This window comes from Afipia sp. Root123D2 (genome assembly GCF_001425835.1).
Taxonomy (GTDB): domain Bacteria; phylum Pseudomonadota; class Alphaproteobacteria; order Rhizobiales; family Xanthobacteraceae; genus Afipia.
The window spans coordinates 1,614,908-1,637,263 of record NZ_LMDP01000001.1 but is presented as its reverse complement, the minus strand read 5'-3'; the positions used below and the strand labels follow the sequence as shown (position 1 = coordinate 1,637,263).

General features: G+C 61.6%; 19 protein-coding genes. 3 read left to right on the top strand and 16 right to left on the bottom strand.

The annotated features are described in order from the left end of the window. Window positions 1-16: 16 nt before the first annotated feature. The 6 genes from ASC80_RS07880 to ASC80_RS07855 all read right to left on the bottom strand — a co-directional run bounded on the left by ASC80_RS07880 (window position 17) and on the right by ASC80_RS07855 (window position 10,024). Window positions 17-1,600 (bottom strand): phospholipase effector Tle1 domain-containing protein, encoded by a 1,584-nt coding sequence (locus ASC80_RS07880; protein WP_056294729.1) that lies wholly within the window; start codon window positions 1,598-1,600, stop codon window positions 17-19. Window positions 1,601-1,609: 9 nt separating this feature from the next. Further along, window positions 1,610-2,134, bottom strand: coding sequence for a Mov34/MPN/PAD-1 family protein (locus ASC80_RS07875; RefSeq protein ID WP_056294726.1), 525 nt, complete (start codon window positions 2,132-2,134; stop codon window positions 1,610-1,612). Further along, window positions 2,131-3,858 carry a ThiF family adenylyltransferase gene (locus ASC80_RS07870; RefSeq protein ID WP_056294723.1) on the bottom strand — a complete coding sequence of 576 codons (1,728 nt, stop codon included), beginning with the start codon at window positions 3,856-3,858 and terminating at the stop codon, window positions 2,131-2,133. The genes ASC80_RS07875 and ASC80_RS07870 overlap by 4 nt, the downstream gene beginning before the upstream one ends. Then, window positions 3,855-4,904, bottom strand: coding sequence for a cyclic GMP-AMP synthase DncV-like nucleotidyltransferase (locus tag ASC80_RS24005; RefSeq protein WP_056294720.1), 1,050 nt, complete (start codon window positions 4,902-4,904; stop codon window positions 3,855-3,857). Before ASC80_RS24005 ends, ASC80_RS07870 begins: the two co-directional genes overlap by 4 nt. After that, window positions 4,901-6,055, bottom strand: coding sequence for a patatin-like phospholipase family protein (locus tag ASC80_RS07860; protein WP_244487201.1), 1,155 nt, complete (start codon window positions 6,053-6,055; stop codon window positions 4,901-4,903). Before ASC80_RS07860 ends, ASC80_RS24005 begins: the two co-directional genes overlap by 4 nt. 207 nt (window positions 6,056-6,262) lie before the next feature. After that, window positions 6,263-10,024 carry a vitamin B12-dependent ribonucleotide reductase gene (locus tag ASC80_RS07855; protein ID WP_056294716.1) on the bottom strand — a complete coding sequence of 1,254 codons (3,762 nt, stop codon included), beginning with the start codon at window positions 10,022-10,024 and terminating at the stop codon, window positions 6,263-6,265. Between the two features lie 652 nt (window positions 10,025-10,676). Between ASC80_RS07855 and ASC80_RS07850 the strand changes: the two genes are divergently transcribed. Continuing rightward, window positions 10,677-11,621: a DMT family transporter gene (locus ASC80_RS07850; RefSeq protein WP_082512440.1), complete on the top strand. Its 945-nt coding sequence runs from the start codon at window positions 10,677-10,679 to the stop codon at window positions 11,619-11,621. A 73-nt stretch (window positions 11,622-11,694) separates the two neighbouring features. Here the strand turns inward: ASC80_RS07850 and ASC80_RS07845 are convergent, their stop codons facing one another. Both ASC80_RS07845 and ASC80_RS07840 read right to left on the bottom strand, forming a co-directional pair. Next, entirely contained in the window at window positions 11,695-12,132 is a 438-nt protein-coding gene (locus tag ASC80_RS07845; RefSeq protein WP_056294713.1) for a BA14K family protein, read from the bottom strand. A gap of 101 nt (window positions 12,133-12,233) precedes the next feature. Then, window positions 12,234-13,427: a mechanosensitive ion channel family protein gene (locus ASC80_RS07840; RefSeq protein WP_082512439.1), complete on the bottom strand. Its 1,194-nt coding sequence runs from the start codon at window positions 13,425-13,427 to the stop codon at window positions 12,234-12,236. A gap of 152 nt (window positions 13,428-13,579) precedes the next feature. Here ASC80_RS07840 and ASC80_RS07835 point away from each other — a divergent pair, with 152 nt between their 5' ends. Continuing rightward, complete coding sequence (locus tag ASC80_RS07835; RefSeq protein WP_056295780.1) at window positions 13,580-13,990, top strand: NADH:ubiquinone oxidoreductase subunit NDUFA12; 411 nt, start codon at window positions 13,580-13,582, stop codon at window positions 13,988-13,990. A 140-nt stretch (window positions 13,991-14,130) separates the two neighbouring features. Continuing rightward, entirely contained in the window at window positions 14,131-15,024 is an 894-nt protein-coding gene (locus ASC80_RS07830) for a DUF2155 domain-containing protein (RefSeq protein WP_056294710.1), read from the top strand. Between the two features lie 59 nt (window positions 15,025-15,083). Here ASC80_RS07830 and aat read toward each other — a convergent pair whose 3' ends face one another. The 8 genes from aat to ASC80_RS07790 all read right to left on the bottom strand — a co-directional run bounded on the left by aat (window position 15,084) and on the right by ASC80_RS07790 (window position 22,343). Next, on the bottom strand, window positions 15,084-15,752 hold the full coding sequence (aat, locus tag ASC80_RS07825) for a leucyl/phenylalanyl-tRNA--protein transferase (RefSeq protein WP_056294706.1): 669 nt from the start codon (window positions 15,750-15,752) through the stop codon (window positions 15,084-15,086). Between the two features lie 42 nt (window positions 15,753-15,794). After that, on the bottom strand, window positions 15,795-16,883 hold the full coding sequence (locus ASC80_RS07820) for a sensor histidine kinase (protein WP_056294704.1): 1,089 nt from the start codon (window positions 16,881-16,883) through the stop codon (window positions 15,795-15,797). Beyond that, window positions 16,880-17,320, bottom strand: a complete 441-nt coding sequence (locus ASC80_RS07815; protein WP_056294697.1) for a response regulator — start codon at window positions 17,318-17,320, stop codon at window positions 16,880-16,882. Before ASC80_RS07815 ends, ASC80_RS07820 begins: the two co-directional genes overlap by 4 nt. After that, window positions 17,313-18,863, bottom strand: coding sequence for a sensor histidine kinase (locus tag ASC80_RS07810; RefSeq protein WP_056294694.1), 1,551 nt, complete (start codon window positions 18,861-18,863; stop codon window positions 17,313-17,315). Before ASC80_RS07810 ends, ASC80_RS07815 begins: the two co-directional genes overlap by 8 nt. Before the next feature lie 127 nt (window positions 18,864-18,990). Continuing rightward, window positions 18,991-20,346, bottom strand: a complete 1,356-nt coding sequence (gene accC, locus ASC80_RS07805; protein WP_056294691.1) for an acetyl-CoA carboxylase biotin carboxylase subunit — start codon at window positions 20,344-20,346, stop codon at window positions 18,991-18,993. 24 nt (window positions 20,347-20,370) lie between these two features. Next, window positions 20,371-20,862 (bottom strand): acetyl-CoA carboxylase biotin carboxyl carrier protein, encoded by a 492-nt coding sequence (accB, locus tag ASC80_RS07800; protein WP_056294689.1) that lies wholly within the window; start codon window positions 20,860-20,862, stop codon window positions 20,371-20,373. Window positions 20,863-20,900: 38 nt separating this feature from the next. Beyond that, the gene (gene aroQ / locus ASC80_RS07795) at window positions 20,901-21,356 is read right to left on the bottom strand and encodes a type II 3-dehydroquinate dehydratase (protein WP_056294687.1); all 456 of its coding nucleotides are present in this window, start codon (window positions 21,354-21,356) and stop codon (window positions 20,901-20,903) included. Window positions 21,357-21,575: 219 nt separating this feature from the next. Continuing rightward, window positions 21,576-22,343, bottom strand: coding sequence for a DsbA family protein (locus ASC80_RS07790; protein ID WP_056294683.1), 768 nt, complete (start codon window positions 22,341-22,343; stop codon window positions 21,576-21,578). Between the last annotated feature and the right edge of the window lie 13 nt (window positions 22,344-22,356).

Below are 22,356 nucleotides of genomic sequence, written 5' to 3'. Positions count from 1 at the left end.
AAGATGCGGTCTGTCGTTAGGCTTTAGACGAAGGCTCCGAATGACTCGATGTTCCTTCATCTGATGAATAATACTGCTTGAAGTGATCGTGGTTGCGTAAGGCTTCCGGTCGGTACGGCCCCACGTTAGCGCATTGGATCACCTTTGGCAGGTTGGCGCGGGTCTGGACGGTCGGATCGACACGCGCGTCGTGTGTCATTTCGCGCACCTTTGTCTCCCAGTTCTTGCCGGCGATGTAGCGCTGCAGCCAGCCCCACTTCGGTAGTTTCGCTGCGAGGGCATCTAGCGTATCGCGCATGCCGGCGACCTCGCAGTGCTGCACGCCGTCCGCCGCAGGGAAGATGTTAAGTGCAGGCCCAGCTTGGCCCGTAAGCGGAATTTTAGCACCGTTGACGAATATGGGGCCCGTTTTGAGGCCGTCGGGCACGGAGACTGCCTGTTCGCACATCCAATGCAGGGCAACGTCCGAGAGCCGCGCCTCGGGCTCTGGATAGGATCCGCCGATGTCCGAATGGTTGCCGGCGAACCAGAATTGCACAAGACGGGGAACACCTGGCGTCGGCGCATGAACGGGCGGCTCCGTGCCGCCCCAGCCTACGCGATCGAAATCTTTTCGGGTTTCGTCGATAGCATTAGCGGACCGCGCGAAGCGAACATGCTTGCTGAGAAGCCTATCGAAGTATTTTCCTGTCCATTCAGCGTCGTGCGAGCGCGGCGGGTCACCCTTGTTTGGGAAGTCGTAGATAGTTTTGCGGTTGACGGTCCGCTGTCTCTTCAGAAACCAGATCACGGCGGCCAACATCGCGATATGTGTCACTGCCCACGCCGGAACGATGAAGCCCCACAATAGTCCGGCATCGGAGATGATGGCCGTGAGCACGCCGACGACAGCAGCTGGGACCAAAGAAGCAATGAAGGCCGCAGCGGCAACGCCAGCCGTCAGTCCCGCCTGAATAACAAGGCGCCTGGTGCCGCTGGCGCCCAGTGCAGCCACAGTGTCGAACACGCCGATGAAGTACGCGGCGGCGTTTGCATCGGAGCCATCGCCAGATCCGTATTTGATCTGGAACCGCCGAGCCAATTCCAGTCGCTCGGCCTCGAACTCCTCGCGGGGATGGCCAGCGCCGTGCTCGAGCACGGTGTCGACGGCCTCCCACGCGATATCCTTGATCACCTTGCGGTACCGCATCAGGGGGGCGCCCGGAGTTTTCGTCGGTACGCCGCAGAGCATGAGCAAGTTCGCCAGGCTGCGGACGGTGTAGGCACCGCGGCTGAAGCCGAACAGGAAAATGCGGTCGCCTTCTTCGTAGTGGTTGACAACGAATTCGTAGCAATCGGCGATGTTGCGCTTGATCCCGTCGCCGGCCACCGACCCGAGCAGCTTCTGGACGAAACGGACCGGAGCCGTGAGGGCGGTGGTGCCGACGTCGGTGCCAAGACCGGCGTCGTAGAATACGACCTGCTCCGAAGGATCGATGCCAGTGTCAGCGTGGTCGCGCGAAATGCGGTACATTTTGTAGATGTTGCTGATCCGCTGCTCCGGACGCGCGCCGCCGTCTTGGCCGGTGCCGTCCGAGAACACTACGATGTTCTTCGTCATCGTTCCCTCCTAGACTTTCTGTGCCGGTGAGGTGGCTTCCACATCGGAGCATCGAGGTGGGTTGAAAACGGCAGAACTCGATTTGCCCCCGGTCGAGTGAAATGAGGCCCAAAGTCCTTCGGGAAGAGGTTTCCGGCCCACGATTAGCAGGAGAAACCCTGGTAGGTGATGGGTCGATCTCCGGACTATCTCGCCAATACTGGTCAGATCGTCGGAAGACGGCTTCGGTGCGTCTTCTGGATGGGTATGCCAGTCGCCGACGTAGTCGAGTCCCAATGCGTGGTGCTCGAAAATTTCCTTCTGTTCGGACGCACGATGTGGCCAGAACGAAAAACGGCCGCGGCGGTCGCGCGACCGGGGTCCCGTCGCCGTGACGATTTCCCAGTCGTTTCCGCGAACGCGTGCGAAAAGTTGTCCGCCTGCTTCGCGCTGGTAGAACCGCAATTGTCGATTGGCAGCGAAGGTCGCAAGCGCCTCTTTTGCGACTTGGACCGCGATCCGCCCAACACTAAACGTCAGTTGCGGCTCGATCATGGAAACGGCCATTCGGCGATGAATAGGCCGCCAGTGTTTCCCGGCTGTCCCCGAGCTGCCGCCCAGCCGGAGGTTACCGCCGCTTCGGCTTCCTCGAAGGCGTCGGTGTCTGCGATCCGTGTGTGCCACGCCGGCGCCGTTTCGTGTTCGCGCATGGCGTCCATTGCGAGCCTGGCGACGAGGGCTTGGGCGTGTGAAAGTTCGATGGCGCCGAACGTCGTCGTCGCGCCGCCGCATTCTGGCGGAGGGGCTTTTCCGCCGGCGACGACCGGCAGCCGGAATGCTCCGTTCTCGTCGAAGCCGTCGGCCAATCTTGGACCCGTGTTGCCGATGAGCACGGCATGCGAGGCGAGCGCATGGGCCTCCATCCAACCGTATATCGCCGACGCCTTGTGACCTGGCTGCGCTAAGGCAAATTCAACCGATGCGTCAGCGGTCCAATTGCCCGTGCAACTGACAACCAGATCTGCCTGTTTTAGCAGGCCGGGATGTTGTCGCGCGAAGGCAGCAAACGTCATTGCGTAGCCTTCAACAAAGCTGATCATCGGCAGGTCGGAGCGGATCGAATGTGCCAGGGCCATAGCTTTTCCATGACCGACTGCACCGCCTCCAAGTTCGTGCCTGCGGATATTCTCCCAGCCCATGAGCTCGGGGTCGATGAGACGCAGATGTTCGACGCCGGTCTTCGCCAGCATCTTGGCGACGCCGGATCCCAATGCGCCGCAGCCGACCACGATGATTCTGGCGGCGGCCACCTGCCGTTGCACCCCGTCGGGGAGGCGGGAGGCGGACGAATCCAATCGCTGTGTGGCAATCCGCTGGAGTTTGAATCGGCCGAAGAGACTTCTGGTCGAATCTTCCGACTTTTCAGTGCCCCTGCGCATGGTCTTCCGCTTGAGCGGCTTCCCCGAGTGATCAAGGGGGCGGCGAAGGTACGTGGCGGCGTAATGTTCGCGGCCGGAGGGTGCCTTGCCTGCGAGGACCACAAACGCCTCCTTCGGAGCGTTGGCCATCAGGCGCTTCAGCAAGTCGGTGCCGCTCTGCGATCGAGCTTCGACGAGCGCCCAGAGTTCGTCTGCGGTTTCTGGATAGCGATCGGGGGCGGGAAGCGGATCGATCGAGATGACCGGCGTTTCCTTGAGCCATTTAGACGCGGACCCGGTCAGATTCGTGCAGATCCTCGTCGCGTCGTTCTTGCCTGGAAAAACGAGCACCCTTTTCCCGGCCAGCGCTGCGCGGCCGAGGATCGATTTTCGGGCACCCTCGGGGCCGGGCAGGATTTCAACGCGCAGATCGGACCTATCTGCCCAGTTCAGCCAGTAGAGGCCGAAATCCTCACGGAAGTCGTCATCGTGCTCCCTGGTATCGTTATCAGCGAGGAGCTGGAAAGCTTCGGCGAGCGCTGTCTGTATGGTTCGGACGCGATTGCCAGGTACTCCATTTGAACCCAGGCACAGCTTGCCATTCCTCTCTATGTGAGGCTGTGCCTGACCGCGCTCATAACCGACAAGGTAGACGCGCGCGGCGGCGAAGGGAAAGTCCTCGTCGACCTGAACCTCGAGCTCCCGCCCGCCCCAGCGCAACCGCCAACCGTCGACCATGCCGGCGCGTAGCAACGCTGCCGGAACACGGCCGAGAAAGTCGTCGCCGAGCCCGCCGAACCAGGCGTCCGGATCCAATTCTTCGGGCGCGTCCGATGGCGCGGCTTCAAGCGGCAGGCTCACGCGTACCGGTTCTCCTTCGCGTAACGGGTCTCGCCCTGCTTGATTACGGCGGGGCCGCTGGCCTTTTCGATCTTGGATTTCTTCGAAGGATCGGGCTGCTTGGAGAACCAATCGGTGTTGAACACTGCGTCCCACGCCTGCATCGCTTCTTCGTGCGTGCACCAGTAGCCGTCCAGGACGTCGAGATGCTCTAGGTTTTCGTCGATCTTCTCTTTCAGAAACTTTGTCTTTTCGTCGCCTGCTTCTGCGATGTTTTCTTCCAGCACCGGATGCTTGACGGCATCGCTCCATGACAGCTTGGCGCTGATGGCTTTCAGCGTGTGTCGGAACGCGTAGTCATCGCGATCGTCGGATCGCACGAAATTGTCGGACACGAGCTTCGAGATGACGAATCCGCTCGAGATCTTGTCGGACCAGCCGGAGCGGCTGCGGGCGAAGTCCTTGACGAGGCGGACGACTCTTACAAACTGGCCGTCGTTGCCGTTGATCGTAGCATCGGGCGACTTGGTCTTGTTCTCATTCTTGAACCAGGCGGTGTTGGCGAGAGGATCGCTCTTTCGCCAGTCGTCGCCGGCAGCAATCTCATATGATTTCGTTTCCTCTCCAGTGAAGAGGTTTTTGGTGCGAATCTCACGATAAACGGGAACGTCGACGTGGTAGCCCTCGTTCTTGTAGTAGACGCGGACGCAGTTGCTCCGCACGTCGGGCTGATCGGCGAAGCGGTCATCCTGCAGGCCGGCACACACCATCTTCCTCGCATTTTGCGCGGACTTGTCTTCGCCCTTGTCGTTCTGCAGGCTTTCGCGCGTGAAGTAGACGCCGTCGTCCACGTCGTAATCGCCGCGGTCGCTCTGGATCATGGTCCGCATCGCGTAGGATCCCTGTGTTCGCTGACCGATGGCCTTCGGATTGCCGTCGCGCTCCAGGCCGCTTTTGAGCCGGCGCCGATTGGTTTTCGCCTTCGCGTAGATGTCGGCGCGGCCGTCGTCTGACATGCGGACTTCGGTCCGCTCAAACCCCTTCACCTGTTCGTTGCAGTCTTTCACGTCAGTTCCTCCATCTTCACGCCGGTCTTCGGCATCGCGGGAAGACCCATCATCAGGGCCTTCACCATCTGTCCTTCCGGATTGTTCGGGTCATCGCAGGCGCTCTTCGCGAGATCTGCGTCGTTGCTGGCCTGCTGAATCAGGCGGTCGATTGCCACCGGGCGGGCGTCGTCGAGAGCAAGAAACTTCATCATCTGTGCCGGTACGTCTTTGTTGGGGAAACGCAACCTCCGGACAGGCCGACCCAACTCTGTGAACTTGTTGCCGAGGAAGCGGGCCATGTTGTCGAACGCAAACTCCTGGGCCGTGATGCTAAGGCCGGCAGCTTCGGCGCCCATCCTCCAGCCCAGAATCGAGCGATGCACCTTTGATGGCTTGATCAATTCGCCTTCCGGACGAGAGCAGGTGCCGAGGGAAAATATTTCGATCGGTGCATCCCTCGGGGCGCAGGCCAAGGCGTCGACCAATCCGACCATGATGGGATTGTTCGCCCACAAGCCCCCATCGGCGAAAACCTGGGTGACGCCATGATCGCCGTTGGGATCTTCCACTGCCGCAAGCGAGCGGAAAATCGGAGCAGCGCTTGAAGCCATGCACACGTCGACCAGGGGGTATAGGTCGTCGCGAACGCCGCTCGCCGGCGTCTTTTTGAACACCCAGGACCGATGGCTGCTCATCGCGACCGCGGGAATCGATAAAGAGATGCCGCGCTTCGTGAAGACATCGACCATTGTTGTGGCTTCGAGCACCTTGGTCAGGGCGTCACGGAGCACGGCGTCCCCTTTCCGCACGTACCGGCCTCCGACGAACATGCGCCAGATAGCGCTGAACGTGCCCTTGATCCGGTGCGGAAAGATTTCGCGGCCGTGATCCCGATAGAGCTTGACGATCTCGCTCATCGGCCGGCCGACTGCGAGCGCGCTGGCGACGATTGCACCGGTGCTGGTCCCGGTAATGAGATCGAACCCCTTGCCGAGATCGAGGCAATCCTCGCCGCGTGTGCGGGCGAATTGCGTAACGAGTCGGTCTAGGAACGCCGCGGTGTAAATCCCCCGCATACCGCCGCCGTCGAGGCTCAGCACCCTGTAGGGCCTGACGTCGGCCGTAACTTCAGGTCCGTTCCTTCCAGCTTCTACAACCACGCTATTCACCGTTACGTCTCAGAGTTGATTCACGATTCGTTCGGTTAGGCATTTCGCGGCGAAGCCGAAGCCCGCCGCGAACCTATTAGTCACGCTCGGCGCCGGCGGCGCCGAGTAGGGGACCTACTTTGCCCCGATTAGGGGACGTACTTGTAGAGGACGTACTTTGCCCGTCGCTGCACCCTTTGGAGTTTCTTTTGGCTAATTCGTTAGATGTCACGAACACCCCGTCGTGCTTCCACACGTGTCGCACTTCATGCAGGTGCCGTTGCGCACCAGTGTAAAGTTCGAGCATTCGGTGCACATGTCGCCTTCGTAGCCGCGGGCCTTCGCTTCGGCGCGGCGTTCGGCCTTGCTTGGCGCAGCGGGGGCTGTTGCGGCGGCCGATCCCGACTTGCTCCAATTCTGACCTTGTAGCGCTTGAGTTTCGAGCTTTTCGGTCGGCGAGAGATCGCGCTCCGGCTCGGCGGTCTTCAGCGCGGTTGCGCCTTCGGTCACGTCGCCGTGCCGTGCGATCGCACCGGCTGAGCCAATCGCGGTGACGTTGCCCGAAGTGACCGCGTCGGCGCCACCCTGCATGACGACGAGCTTGTCGGTGCGCGAACGGGTCAGGCCCTTCGAGACATACCTGGACGAAGGCGAGACGTCGGGCGAGCGGCCTTCCGCGACGCCCTTGCCGAGCGCGTCGAAGTTCGACTCGGTCGGGTCGACGTGGGCGAGGTCGAAGCGCGACATGTAGCTGACCGCGAGTTCGCGGAACACGTAGTCGAGGATCGAGGTCGCGAACTTGATCGAGTCGTTGCCCTGCACCGGGCCCGCAGGTTCGAAGCGGGTGAAGGTGAAAGCGTCGACATACTCTTCCAGCGGCACGCCGTACTGGAGACCCAGCGATACCGCGATGGCGAAGTTGTTGATGAAAGAGCGCAGCGCCGCACCTTCCTTGTGCATGTCGATGAAGATCTCGCCGAGGCGGCCGTCATCGTATTCGCCGGTGCGGACGTAGACCTTGTGACCGCCGACCGTCGCCTTCTGGGTATAGCCCTTGCGGCGATCCGGCATCCGCTCGCGCTCGCGCATGACGACGATGCGCTCGACGAGTTTCTCGACGATCTTCTCGGAGACCTGGGCGGTGCGTGCCGCCATCGGCTTGTCGTAGAACGCCTCGATGGCGTCGTCTTCCTCGTCGTCATCGGCGATGAGCTGCGAGTTCAGCGGCTGCGACAGCTTGGAGCCGTCGCGGTAGAGCGCGTTGGCCTTGAGCGCGAGCTTCCACGAAAGAAGATAGGCGGATTTGCAATCCTCCACCGTGGCGTCGTTCGGCATGTTGATGGTCTTGGAAATCGCGCCCGAGATGAAGGGCTGCGACGCCGCCATCATGCGGATGTGGCTTTCGACCGACAGGTAGCGCTTGCCGATCTTGCCGCAGGGGTTGGCGCAGTCGAACACGTTGTAGTGCTCGGCCTTCAGATGCGGTGCGCCTTCAACGGTCATCGCACCGCAGATGTGGATGTTGGCGGCCTCGATCTCGCGTTTGGTGAAGCCCAGCGCCGCGAGCAGGTCGAAGCCGGGGGCGGCGATCGCCTCGGCGTCGATGTTCAGCGTGTCGCGGAGGAAGTCCTCGCCGAAAGTCCACTTGTTGAAGGCGAACTTGATGTCGAACGCGGTCGGCAGCGCCTTTTCGACCTTGGCGAGCGCTTCATCGGTAAAGCCCTTTGCCTTGAGGGTCGAGGCGTTGATGCCCGGCGCGTTGGACAGCGAGCCGTGGCCCACCGCATAGGCTTCGATCTCGGCGATCTCGCTTTCGCGATAGCCGAGCGCGCGCAGCGCTTCCGGCACGGCGCGGTTGATGATCTTCCAGTAGCCGCCGCCGGCGAGCTTCTTGAATTTCACCAGCGCGAAGTCCGGCTCGATGCCCGTGGTGTCGCAATCCATGACGAGGCCGATGGTGCCGGTCGGCGCCACCACCGTGGTCTGGGCGTTGCGGTAGCCGTACTGTTCGCCATCGGCCAGCGCCTTATCCCACGCCGCCTTGGCATGGGTGACGAGGTCGGCCTGCGGGCAGCTTGCATGATCGAGCGGCACCGGATTGACGGCGAGCGCTTCATAGCCGTTGGAGTGGCCATGGGCGGCGCGGCGATGATTGCGGATCACGCGCAGCATGTGCTGGGCGTTCTTCTTGTGGCCGGGGAACGTGCCAAGCTCCTTCGCCATTTCGGCGGAGGTAGCGTACGCTGTACCGGTCATGATCGCGGTCAGCGCGCCGCACAGCGCGCGGCCTTCCTTGGAGTCGTAAGACAGACCCATGGTCATCAGCAGGCCGCCGATGTTGGCGTAGCCGAGGCCGAGGGTGCGGAACTCGTAGGACAGTTCGGCGATCGCCTTCGACGGGAACTGCGCCATCATGACCGAGATTTCGAGCACGACGGTCCACAGACGGCAGAGATGCTCATAGGCATCGGCGTCGAAGCGGCGGGTCGCGGTGTCGTAGAACGTCAGCAGGTTGGCGGAGGCGAGGTTGCACGCCGTGTCGTCGAGGAACATGTATTCCGAGCACGGGTTCGATGCGCGGATGTCGCCGGATGCCTTGCAGGTGTGCCAGTCGTTCATCGTGGTGTTGTAGTGCAGGCCGGGATCGGCGCTGGCCCAGGCGGCATAGCCGATCTTTTCCCACAGATCGCGGGCCTTCAGCGTCTTCATCACCTTCTTGGTGGTGCGGCCGACCAGATTCCAGTCGCCGTCGGTCTCAACCGCGCGCAGGAAGTCATCCTTCAGCGACACCGAGTTGTTGGAGTTCTGGCCGGAGACGGTGAGATAGGCCTCGGAATCCCAATCGGTGTCGTAGGTGTCGAACGCGATATCGGTGTAGCCCTGTTTGGCGAACTGGATCACGCGCTTGATGACGTTGTCGTTCACCAGCGCGCGGCGGGCGAGCTTGATCTCGCGGCGCAGGGCCGGGTTTTTCTCGGGGTCGAAGCAGTCGTCGCCAGAGCCTTCGCAGTTCACGCAGGCTTTGAGGACGGCCTTGAGGTGCTTCTGGTTGATCTTGGAGCCGGTGACGAGGGCCGCGACCTTCTGCTCCTCCTTCACCTTCCAGTCGATATAGGTCTCGATGTCCGGATGGTCGACGTCGACCACCACCATCTTGGCGGCGCGGCGGGTGGTGCCGCCGGACTTGATCGCGCCGGCGGCGCGGTCGCCGATCTTGAGGAAGCTCATCAGGCCGGACGAGCGGCCGCCACCGGACAGGCGCTCGCCTTCGCCGCGCAGGCGGGAAAAGTTCGAGCCGGTGCCGGAGCCGTATTTGAACAGGCGCGCCTCGCGCACCCACAGATCCATGATGCCGCCCTCGTTGACGAGGTCGTCCTCGATGCCCTGGATGAAGCAGGCGTGCGGCTGCGGGTGCTCGTAGGCCGATTTGGATTTGGTCAGCTTGCCGGTCTTCCAGTCGACATAGAAGTGGCCCTGGCCGGGTCCGTCGACGCCATAGGCCCAGTGCAGGCCGGTATTGAACCATTGCGGCGAGTTCGGCGCGACCATCTGCTTGGCGAGCATGAAGCACAGTTCGTCGTAGAAGGCGCGGGCATCGTTCTCGGAGGTGAAGTAGCCGCCTTTCCAGCCCCAATAGGTCCAGCAGCCGGCGAGGCGATCGAACACCTGCTTGGAGGAGTGCTCGCCGCCAAAGCGTTCGGCCTCGGGTAGAGCGGCCATCGCAGCCTCGTCCGGCACCGAGCGCCACAGCCACGACGGGACGGTTTCTTCCTCGACCTTCTTCAGGACCTTGGCGACGCCGGCCTTGCGGAAGTACTTCTGGGCGAGCACGTCGGAGGCGACCTGCGACCAGGCCTCCGGCACCTCGACGTTCTCAAGGCGGAACACCACCGAGCCGTCGGGGTTGCGAATCTCACTGGTGGTCAGCCTGAACTCGATCCCGGCGTAGGGAGACTGACCGTCATTGGTGTAGCGGCGTTCAATTCGCATCGTATTGCCCCGTCACGTTGTCCGGCGCCCATCAATAGGTAGGCCGGCGATTCCAATTTTGCGACCCATTCGGCCGCAGTTCGGCCGGTGTCCGGCCTGTTCATCTCTGGTGAGCAAGGCGGGGTCCCCAGACCCCGATGCTCGAACGCCCCAAAACACCTGTTTCCCGACCACGTTATGAAGCCGTGGTTTGTCTTTCGGGCTTGCTGCCCGGCAGTCAAAAGCGCGCAGACAAATCCTCAGTCCGTAGCCTCAACCGGCTTGACGGAGGTGTCTGTCGACCCTTTCAGGAGTGGTCCGGCGAGACTGAAAACACCCGCGCCGAACAATCCAAAGCTAGGCCGACTCCGGCTGGCCCGTCAAGGGTTAGTGCTAAAACCTGAATCAAACACTAAATATGGTGGAAAATGCGGATTTCCAGCGGGACAAGTCAACGCCGGTATGGCTCGCAGTGCGGGAAGTATCGGTGAGTCCTTGCTGAATCCAAAGCCCGATTGCGGGTCGCCGCCAGTTCCTTCCCACTTTCTTTCCGGATGGTCCCAAAACGCTGCACGGGTATGCACGTCATCATCTCTTTTCGGGTGGATCATCGGTGTTCCGCGTGATCTTTCTCCCCGTCATCCACATGTTCGGGGATGCCGGGTCCGGGAGAATGCCTTTGAACAAGCCTGTTGAAGCCGGATCGCTTGCCGAATCGATTTCCACGGTGTCGTCCGGCGCGCCCGCGCCGCGATCCCGCTTGCCGGGCCTGCTGTTCCTTCTGACGACCTCGGTCGGCTGGGGATTGAACTGGCCGGTGACCAAGCGCCTTCTTGATGAACTGCCGCCGCTCAGTCTCCGAGGCGGCACCGGCGTGATCGGCGCCTTTCTCATCGCCGGCATCGCCGTTGCCTTTAAGCAGAAACTCAAGGTGCCGCCGGGCCAGTGGCCACGGCTGATCATGCTGTCGGTCCTTAACGTCACCTCATGGATGGCGCTGATGGGCCTTGCATTGGTGTGGCTGCCGGCGAGCGAAGCAGCGGTGCTGGCCTACACCATGCCGGTTTGGGCGTCGGTGCTGGCGTGGCCGATCCTCGGCGAGCGCATTTCCTTGGTGCGGGTGATCGCGTTGCTCATGGCGCTGGCGGGACTGGTGGCATTGATGGGCGGCAGCGGGATCGCCGCGAGCATGGAAAAGTTGCCGGGTATTGTGCTGGCGCTGGTCGGCGCCTTCGCATTCGCTCTCGGCACGGTGATCGCAAAACGCGCGCCGCTGTCGCTGCCGCCGTTGGCCGCCGCGGCGTGGCAAGTGGGCATCGGCTGTCTGCCGGTCGCGATCGCCGGATTGATATTCGAGTCGCCCCATATTTCGGCGCTGACGCCGCTCGGCTGGTGGCTGTTCGCTTATTCAGTCCTGATGCAGTTTTGCGTCGCCTATGTTTGCTGGTTTGCCGCGCTCGAGCGGCTTCCGGCATCGGTGGCGGCAATCGGAACGACGCTTGTCCCGGTGATCGGCGTCGTCGCGTCAGCCATAACGCTCGGCGAACCGCTGGGGCCGGGACAGATCGCGGCGCTCGTTTTCATCATCGCGGGCGTCATGCTCGCGACGCGATCCTGACGAAGTCTTCTCATTACAAAAACGGCGGCGCTTCAAAGCGCCGCCGTTTCGATGTCAGATCGTTCGCCAGGTTTTACGGGCAAGGATAGCGATTACCGTCGTAATTCAGATAGGTGCCCGACGCCGGGTCGTAAGACCTGTAGCGCTGCATGCAGTAGGCAACGGAATCGTCATAAGCCGGCGCGGGAGCGTAACGCGGCCCATAGTAATAGCCCGGACCGTAATACGGCTGGGCTGCGCCTGCGGCCAAGGCGCCACCGAGCAAGAGGCCCGAGGCGATGCCGACACCGACGCCTGCGCCGCCCCATCCGCGGCGATATCCGTAACCGCCGTGCCAACCGCCGCGTCCACGCCAGCGTACCTGCGTGACCCCGTCAGCGGCCGTGGTTGCCGCCGAGGTGGACAGCGCAAGCGAGGAGGCTGCGGGCAGGGCATTGCCGGTCGAGGTCAACACTAACGGCAGCGCCAGCGAGAGAGCAGCGACCGCGCAACTCTTCTTGAAACTCATCATTGGGGAACTCCAGATTCACGTCAGAAATGGAATTGACTAAAGAAAACGCATGGCGAGCCAACGCGTTCCATTTTTGAAACCCGTATAATTTCGATTGTGATTCAGGCGCTTGTGGGGCGGTTCCATTCGGAAAGCTGACTGTGTCCGGCATCGGCCCGGATATCTTGATCGGTGGGCACAAGGCTAGGCTGATCACTCCCGGAGCGCGGTTGGACAACGCCAACGGCCTCGTGCCGGGTTCGCGGCAACGCTTCCGGATAATCCTGTTGGAGATAAGCGATCAGCTTCTCGCGCACCTCACATCGCAGGTCCCATGTTGCGGGCGCGCTTCCCGCACTGACGAGCGCGCGGAGTTCGACGGTGCGGTCCTTGGTGTCACTGACCTGAAGGGCGACGACGCGTCCGTCCCACAGCGGTGAAGCCCGCACAATCTCCATGAGTTTTTCACGCAGTTTTTCCGTAGGAACGCTGTAGTCCACATAGAGGAAAACCGAGCCGATCAACGCGGACGTCTCGCGCGTCCAATTCTGGAAAGGCTTTTCGATGAAATGGCTCAGCGGAACGACCATTCGCCGCCAGTCCCATAACTTGATCACGACATAGGTCGTCGTGATTTCCTCAACCGTTCCGTACTCGCCCTCAACGATGACGACATCGTCGAGCCGGATCGGTTGCGTTACCGCGATCTGGATGCCGGCGATCAGATTGGACAGCAGAGGGCGCGCTGCCAGACCGATGGCCAAACCGGCAACACCGGCCGAGGCGAACAGGCTGACGCCGTATTGCCGGACCGCTTCAAAGCTCATCAACGCTGCGCCGAATGTCATGATGACGATCAGAACATCGATCGCCCGCTTCAGAATTCGCACCTGCGTAACGTGCTTGCGCGCCAGCAGGTTGTCCTCTGTGTCGAGCCGGAATTGCCGCAGATAGATTTGCGATGAAATCTGAACCGCGGTCAGCGCCACCCATCCCAGCAATGCGATGAAGGCGACGTTGAGAATGCCACTGAGGGTCGCCGCGGCGTTGTCGCTGATGGGGGCGATACGCACGACGAATGACAGCGCAAGGACCATCAGGCCGAGGCGGAGCGGCCCCTTGCTGTTGGTCAGCAGGGCGCGGATGCGCGGGTGCCGCACGCCAAGCGTCCTGCGCATGGTCTGCACGATGATGGCGTGAGCGAGTAGGGCGAGCAGAAGGCCCGCGACGACCAGCGCCGTTGCGATCAGCCAGTTCGGGAGGATAGTGAGGACCGCCATAAGGCGCAGGTAACCGCTCTGGATGGCTTCAATCATTGCGGGGTTCCGGTGGAGACCGGGTCAACGCATTAAGCCGACATGGGTTCACGCATCGCACCAAGCCGCTGTTGATGCTGGACAATCGGGCCAGCGAATGTCATCTAGATTCGCGCAACCGGGGTTCCCTCGCTGCCCATTGGATGTCGGCCATGAAGTTGTTTTTTCTCAGGTTTTTCACGTGGTGGAACGGGTCGACGTTCGGCACCCAGCTATGGACGCGCCGCTTTGGCGAACTGGTGGGCACCGATGAGGCCGGTAACCAGTACTACCGGACGCGCGGTGGAAAGATTGATCCGACACTCGGCTTCGAGCGTCGCTGGGTGATCTACGACGGCTATGCGGAAGCCACCAACGTGCCACCGTCATGGCATGGCTGGCTGCATCACACAGTGGATACGCCGCCGACCGACGAGACCTATGTGGCTCGCGAGTGGCAGAAGCCTCACCGTCCCAACCTAACCGGAACGCCGGATGCCTACCGGCCGTCCGGCTCGACACTCGCAAGCGGCCGCCGGCCGAAAGCCACCGGTGATTATCAACCGTGGACTCCGGGCCAGTAATCGCTCCGCGCCTGAGTGCGCCGCGCTCACGGGCGTGACGCCCTTTCTCCGCCGCAATCGCCGTGTTAACCGATGATCCTTGCGCGCGGCCGATAGCCTGTAGAATGTCGCGAGCCCGATTCGCCGAGTATAGCGCGCACATGTTCCGAACCGTTGTCACAGTTCTTTTTGCAGGTTCGCTTGCGGCTTCACTGATGCCGCCTGTGACGCCCGCTCATGCGCAGATCGGCAACATCTTTTCCGACAGACCGCGGCCGCCGGCTGCTGTTCCGCGCGACGACGTGCAGGAGCCGGACGAGGAAGAAGAAGTGCCCGATCTTCCGCGGGGCCGCCTGTTGCCGACGCCGTTGCGGCCGTCGACTCCGCCGGGGCAGGGTGTGCCGCCACCGGGCGCTGTTCAGTCCCAGCCGCTGCCGCCGCCACCGGGCGCGAGCCAGGGTGCGCCGAATGCTGTAACGACGCCTCCCGGAGCCAATCCGCTGCCCGGCTTGCCGCCAGGACAGAGGCAGCCACGTCCTGCCAATGCACCACCGGCACCTGCAACGCTGCAGCCGGGCGACGAAGTTGTAACCGAGCCGCCGGCGCAAAAGATTGCCAACAAGCAGGCGGTGTTCTCCGGTCTCGACAAGATCACCGGCCGCATCATCAAGTTCGATGTCGAGATCGGCGAGACGGTGCAGTTCGGCGCGCTGCGGGTAAAGCCAGATGCCTGCTACACCCGGCCGTCGACCGAAGCAGCCAACACCGATGCGTTCGTCGAGGTTGACGAGATCACCCTTCAGAATGAAGTGAAGCGCATTTTCTCGGGATGGATGTTTGCGGCGAGCCCCGGTCTGCACGGGGTCGAACATCCGATCTATGATATCTGGCTGACCGACTGCAAAGAGCCTGAGAAGACGATCGCGACCGATGACGCCGCTAAACCTGCGCCGCCCGCGCAGCAAAAACGCCCGCCGGCTCAAAAACAGTCGGCGCAACAGCCACCGCGGCCTCGCGCTCCCGCGCCTCCGCCACCGCTCCCGGGATTCCGGTAACTTCAGGACAATGTTGTCGGGGCGTTCGCCCAACTGGTTGCCCGAACGCGTGTGTGGGTTCAGGCGCGGGCGATGATGTCCAATGCGTCAGCGCCGCTGACGGATTGGGGCAACGAAAGGAAATCCGCGTCGACGCCGATGGCACCGTCGAGCAGTTTGCGATAGCGCGTACGCGGCACTTCGACAGCGCCGAAAGTGCGTAGGTGTTCAGTCACGTATTGCGTATCGAGCAATATGAATCCGCCGGCGACCAATCGTGCCACGAGATGCACGAGCGCAACCTTCGAGGCGTCGCGCGCACGGTGAAACATGCTTTCGCCGAAAAAGGCGCTGCCCAGCGTCACGCCATAAAGCCCACCGACGAGTTCGTCGCCGTCCCAGGCCTCGACGCTATGACAATGCCCGATGTCGTGCAGCGATGAATAGAGATCGCGAATCCGCCGGTTGATCCAGGTGTCCTCGCGGCCCACTTGCGGTGCAGCGCAGCCATCGATGGTTTGCTTGAACACGGTGTTGACGGTGACGCGGAAGATGTCCGAGCGGACCGTTCGCGCCAACCGTGAGGAAATCCGGAATCCCCGGAGTGGGATGACGCCGCGCTGCTCCGGCTCGACCCAGAATATCGTCGGATCATCGGCGCTTTCAGCCATTGGAAAAATGCCGCAGGCGTAGGCACGCAGCAGTATGTCCGGTGTGATCTCGGATGACGCGGAATCCCGGGAGCTCATAACGCATGATAGCAGGTGCGACGGGGCGGCGCGACTGGTGGACTATGCGTTGGCGGCCACCGGCTTTGCCGGCGCGGCCGCCGTCCGGCGGAATCTCAGCGAGATACGCGTGCCGGAATGGGCGGGATCGCGTTCGATACTGGCTTCCAGTTTCGTTGCCATCGCGCCGACGATCCGTTGCCCCATGCCCGTCGATCGCGGATCCTGCTTGGCTTGCAGGCCGACACCATCATCGGAAATCGACAGATCGAGATCGTCCCCCTCACTGCGCAGGACGACGTGAATGGCGCCCGCACCGTCCGGATACGCATACTTGACGGCATTCATCACCAGCTCGTTGACGATGATGCCGATCGCGACCGCGCGATCTGGGTCGATCTCGATGGTTTCGGCCGAGAGCGTCAGCCGTGACATCCGGTTGCCTTCCGCAGAGCGCCGCAGGTCTTCGAGCAACGCTTCGAGATACTGGTTCAGCATGACGCTCTTGAGGTCATGCGACGTGTAAAGGCGGCGATGGACCTGGGCGACGGCGGCGACGCGCCCCATTGCGTTGGTCAGCGCTGCCTTGATGTCGTCGTCGTTGGTCGAATTGGCCTGAAGATGGAGGAGGGATGCGATGATCTGGAGGCTATTGCCGACGCGGTGATTGACTTCGCGCAGCAAAACCTCGCGCTCGGCGGCAAGCGCGGCATAGCGGTCACGCGATGCGTGGACTTCAGCCTCGGCGTCGTCGCGCGCCTTGCGGACGCGGGCCTGTTCGAGAGCGCCGGTCGCGGCGACGCCGAGCAGGGCAATAAAATCACCCTGCGTGTCCTTGACGAGATAGTCGGCCGCGCCGGCCTTGAGGGCGGTGATGGCGATCTTGCTGTCCTGCGACGCGGTGACGAACACGACCGGAGGCGAGGACGGCATCGCGTGGATTTTTTCGAGCGTCTCCAGCCCGTCGAGGCCAGGCATGTGCTGGTCGAGCGCAACAATATCAATGTTGCCCGCAGCGAGCCGTGCGATCCCGCTTTCGCCGTCAGCGGCATGGACGACATTGAACCCGAGTCGTTTCAATCCGCGCTCGACGAGCCGCGCAAGCGTGGCGTCGTCGTCTATGTAAAGGATTGTCGGGATGGGTTGGGTCATGAGGCGGCTTGAGGCACCTGGATTACGGAAAAGAACAGGCCGAGCTGTCGAATGGCGTTGGCGAAATTCTCGTAGTTCACGGGCTTGGTGATGTAGACGTTACAACCGAGTTCGTAACAGCGCTTGATCTCCTGGGCATCATCAGTCGTCGTAAGGACGACGACTGGCGTGTACTTCAGATGCGCGTTTTCCTTGACCCGCTTGAGGATGTCGATGCCGGTCATGTCGGGCAGGTTCAAATCGAGCAGGATCAGCAGGGCCTGATCCTTGTGCGCGAGGCCGCTGCCGTCGGTGCCGAACAGGTAATTCACGGCCTCGGTGCCGTTCAAGAACGGGATGATCTCGTTGTTCACGCCCGAGCGACGGATGTTGCGCTCGATCAACCGCGCATGTCCCTCGTCGTCCTCGATCATGATGATTTTTACCGGATTACCCATTTTGTTGCTTTCCTTGTCGTGACATTGTCCACCGCGCCGGCAATGCGATGGTGAACGTGCTTCCTTTGCCGAGCTCTGACGAGACGGTAATCGTCCCGCCCATTCTGCGGACCAGTGCGCGCACATGCGCCAAGCCTATTCCTTGCCCGGGCTTGTCTTGGGTTCCCGCGCGCCGGAAGAGATCGAAAATGCGCTGATGATCCTTCTCGTCGATACCGCGGCCGTTGTCAGTGATATCGAATATCACGAACCCAAGCTTGTTGCGCCCGCTGATCGCGATATCGCCCGGAACCCCGGGTTTGAGATACTTCAGGGCATTTTCAATCAAGTTGGAGAAGATTTGTTCCATCGAAAGCCGGTCGCTGACGATCTCCGGGAGCGGCTCGACCCGGATTTGCGCATCCGCTTCAGAGGCTTGGTGAGCAACAGTCGAGATAATTCCTTCAACCAGTTCGCGCGTGTCGATCCTGACCGGGTTGAATTCCCGCCGTCCCTCGCGGGTCAAATTGAGGATGGCGCTGATCAGGCGGTCCATCTTCCCGATCGAGGATTTGATGAAATCGAGAGCTTCGGAAAATTCCTCGGAAAGTTTCTTGTCTTCTTCGGCCAGTTCGACGGAATCGGACGGCGTCGCCTGATCGGAGACCGGCGGAGGAGGCATGGGTGCACCGCTCGCGGCGCGGCTGTAGCGAGCGATACGGCCGAAAATATCCGATCGCAACTCCTCCAACTCGCTGGTGAAGCCCATGATATTCACCAGCGGTGAACGCAGGTCGTGACTGACGATATAGGCGAAGCGTTGAATCTCTTCGTTGGCTTCGCGCAGGTCCGCAGTGCGTTCGTCGACCGCCGTTTCGAGATTCACGTTGATGTCGCGCAGCAATTGTTCGGCGTCGTCGCGCGCCTGTGATGACCGGCGGACAAGGAAAATCGAAACGCCGGCCAGCGCAATGACGAGGCCAGCGCCGGTCGTTGTTACAATCGCCGCGAGCGACTGGCTATCGTCTGCCGCTTCTGTCCGCAGCCGGAAAAGCCGGCCTTCTTCCTTACGCATCTTGCTCGCGACATTGCGAATCCGGTCCATCTGCTCACGGCCCGAACTGCTCTTGAGGTATTGTCGCGCATCCTCGATCTTGCCGTCGCGAACGAGATCTCGGGCAGTGCGAAATTCGGCGAAGCGTTGGTTAGTCAGCGGTTCCATTTGTTTGAACGCGCGCTGCTGGACTGGATTGTCGATTGTAAGTTTACCGAGGGCCCCGAGGGTCGGGCCGATTTGCTTGTCGGCTTCGTCGAAGTCGGCGACGAAACTCTCATCTGCTGTCAGCGCATAACCGCGAATGGCGCTTTCAGCCCGCCGCATCTGAAGTTGCGCCAGGGAGATCTGGTTTTCGACTTCTGCGCTGTGAAGTGCCCGAGCGGAGTCCGAGCGTGTTCGCTCGACCATGTAGACCGATGCAGCGCTGATCACGATCAGCACCAGCAGCGATGCCGACAGGAGTGCGATTTGCCAAATGGCGCGCCGACGCGCAGCATCAGCCGTCACGTCGTTTCCTTGCGATAAGGTACTGGCAGAAAACGCAAATTAAGCCTCCCGAGAGGCCGACTGTACTTCAGCTGGCCAGATCCCAAAAGTCCCAACCGGACATAAGGAGCGACATTTTTGGCAATACTTACGAAGACTTGCTGTCACCGCTGGCGAGATAATGCTCAAGCCAGTGAATATGGTAATCGCCGTCGATGATGTTGGGTTCCCGAACCAGAGCGCGGAACAGCGGCAGTGTGGTTTCGATGCCGTCGACCACCACTTCGTCCAGCGCGCGCCGCAGACGCATCAGGCATTCACCGCGAGTCTTGCCGTGGACGATCAGTTTGCCGACCAGGGAGTCGTAATAAGGCGGGATCGTGTAGCCTTGATAGACAGCGGAATCGATCCGCACGCCCAAGCCGCCGGGCGGATGATACTGCGTGATCTTGCCGGGCGACGGCCGGAAGGTCACGGGGTTCTCCGCGTTGATGCGGCATTCGATAGCGTGACCGTTGATGACGATCTCATCCTGGGTGCAGGGCAGTTCCCCGCCGGCCGCGACGCGGATTTGCTCGAGAACGAGGTCGATGCCGGTGATCATTTCGGTGACCGGATGCTCGACCTGGATGCGGGTGTTCATTTCGATGAAATAGAATTCGCCGTCCTCGTAGAGGAATTCGATGGTGCCGACGCCGAGATACTTCATCTCGCGCATGGCCTTGGCGCAGATCTCGCCGATCCGGGCGCGTGCCTGCGGCGAGAGGATCGGCGAGGGGCCTTCCTCCCACACTTTCTGATGGCGACGCTGCAGCGAGCAGTCGCGCTCGCCGAGATGGATGGCGCCGCCGCGGCCGTCCCCGAGAATCTGGATTTCGATGTGACGCGGCTTGCCGAGATACTTCTCGAGATAAACCGAACCGTCGCCAAATGCCGACTTGGCTTCATTGCTCGCGGTGGACAACGCCAGCAGCAGGTCGGCCTCTGTCGGTGCGACCTTCATGCCGCGCCCACCGCCGCCGGCGGCCGCTTTCACCAGAACCGGAAACCCGATCTTCTTGGCGATCGCCATGGCATCGTCGCCTTCGCCGACAGCGCCTTCGGAGCCGGGCACCACCGGAATACCAAGGCGAATGGCGGTCTTTTTAGCTTCGATCTTGTCGCCCATCAGGCGGATATGTTCAGCCTTCGGGCCGATAAAACTCAGATTGTGATCGGCCAGGATTTCCGCGAACCGCGCGTTCTCCGACAGAAAGCCGTAGCCCGGATGGACCGCGTCGGCGCCAGTGATCTCGCAGGCTGCGAGCAGCGCCGGGATGTTGAGATAGCTGTCCTTGGAGGGCGGTGGCCCGATGCAGACGCTTTCGTCTGCGAGCCGCACATGCATGGCGTTTGCGTCGGCTGTCGAATGGACGGCGACCGTCGCAATGCCCAATTCCTTGCAGGCCCGCAATACGCGCAGGGCGATCTCGCCGCGATTGGCTATCAGGATCTTGTCGAACATCGCGGCGCCTGACGGTGAGAACAGTTATTCAATGATGACGAGCGGCTCGCCGAATTCGACCGGCTGGCCGTCCTCGACAAGGATCTGAGTAACCGTTCCCGCGCGCGGCGAGGGAATCTGGTTCATGGTCTTCATCGCCTCGATGATGATGAGGGTCTCGCCTGCCTTCACCTTGCTGCCGACGTCGATGAACGGACGTGCGCCGGGCTCGGACGCGATATAGGCGGTGCCGACCATTGGTGAGGGCACCATGCCGGGATGTTTGGCAATATCGGCAGAGGCCGCTGCCGGTGAGCCGGCGACGGGAGCCGCCGCTACGGGTGCGGGCAGGTAATGCGCAGGGGCTGCAGCCGCGATGCTGATGTTGCGGGCCACGCGCACGCGGAGACCGGCGCGCTCGACCTCGATCTCCGTGAGATTGGTCTCATCGAGCAGCTTGGCCAGTTCGCGAATGGTCTCGCGCTCGTCGGCCGGTTTTTCGTTCGAGGGCGATTGGTCTTGCGGCTGACGGGCCATATTCGATCCGGAACTTTCTGAAATGACGATGGGGGTCGTCAGGATTTCGCCGCGGCGCCAATTCTGGCGGCGAGGCCGGTAATTGCGAGCCGATATCCCTCGATGCCGAAACCACACAGCGAGGCGAATGCGGCCTTGGCGATGAACGAGTGATGACGGAAGCTCTCGCGTGCATAGACGTTCGATACGTGAACTTCAACCGTCGGGACCTTGACGCCGACCAGCGCGTCGTGAAGCGCGATCGAGGTGTGGGTATAGCCGCCGGCGTTGAGAATGATGCCGGCCGCCTTCTTGGCGCCTGCCTCGTGGATGAAATCGATCAGTTCGCCCTCGCGATTGGACTGCCGGCAATCCGCCGTCATGCCGAAGCTGGCTGCGGTGTCGCGGCACAGTTTTTCGACGTCGTCGAGGGTGTGATGGCCGTAGGTTTCCGGCTCACGGGTGCCGAGCAGATTAAGGTTAGGCCCGTTGAGCACGTAGATCGTTTTTGCCATCCGAAATCGAATCCAAGGGTGAGAGCGGCGCGCCAAAAGCGCAGTTTCCGGCCGTTTTATAGGCAAGATGAGGACCCGAGGGAAGCCTGAGCAGTCCTCTTATCCCGCTTTAACTCCCTCAAGAGGTTTGCAAAAATCCTTATGGAACCTATGGAAATTGCTGATTAACCAAGCCGGAGAATGCCGGCGGCCATGAGCCGCCGGCAACACGTCCGATGCTCAGCAGGCTGCCTTGCCGCAGCGGGCCTCGGAAATCTTCTTTGCCAGTCCTTCCATTCCGACTGCGCCGACCACGACCTGGTTCCCGATAACGTAGCTCGGCGTTCCGTTGAGGCCCATGGCTTCGGCGAGCTTGAAGTTTTCCTGAAGCGTCGCTTTCACCTCCTGGCTGACCATGTCCTTTTCCAGCTTCGCCATGTCGAGGCCGGACTCCTTGGCTGCCGCCAGAGCGCGCGCCTTGTCGGCCTGTCCACGGCTGCCGAGCAGCTTCTGGTGGAAGTCGAGATATTTCTTGCCGGAAGGATCCTGCATCCGGACTGCGATGGCGACCTGCGCGGCCTCTACCGAGCTGGGGCCGAGCACCGGAAATTCCTTCAGCACCACACGCAGCTTCGGATCGGATTTCATCAGATTGAGCATGTCGGCCATGGCGTGTTTGCAGTAGCCGCAATTGTAGTCGAAGAACTCGACGAAATTGACGTCACCATTACGGTTGCCGACGATGACGCCGCGTGGTGAATTGAAGATCATGTCGGCATTGGCCTTGACCGCGGTCTGATGCTTCTCCGCTTCCGCTGCAGCCTGCCGCTTGCTCAGCTCTGCCGACATCTCCTCGAGCACCTCGGGATGGCTGAGCAGGTAGTCCTTGACGATCTTCTCGATCTCGCCGCGCTGGCTGCTCGAGAATGTCTGCGCGGTTGCTGACGCGGGCAGGCCGATGATCGCAAATGCGACCAGCATCGGGGTGAGGGAGCGGAACGAAAACATGAGTAGTCCTTTC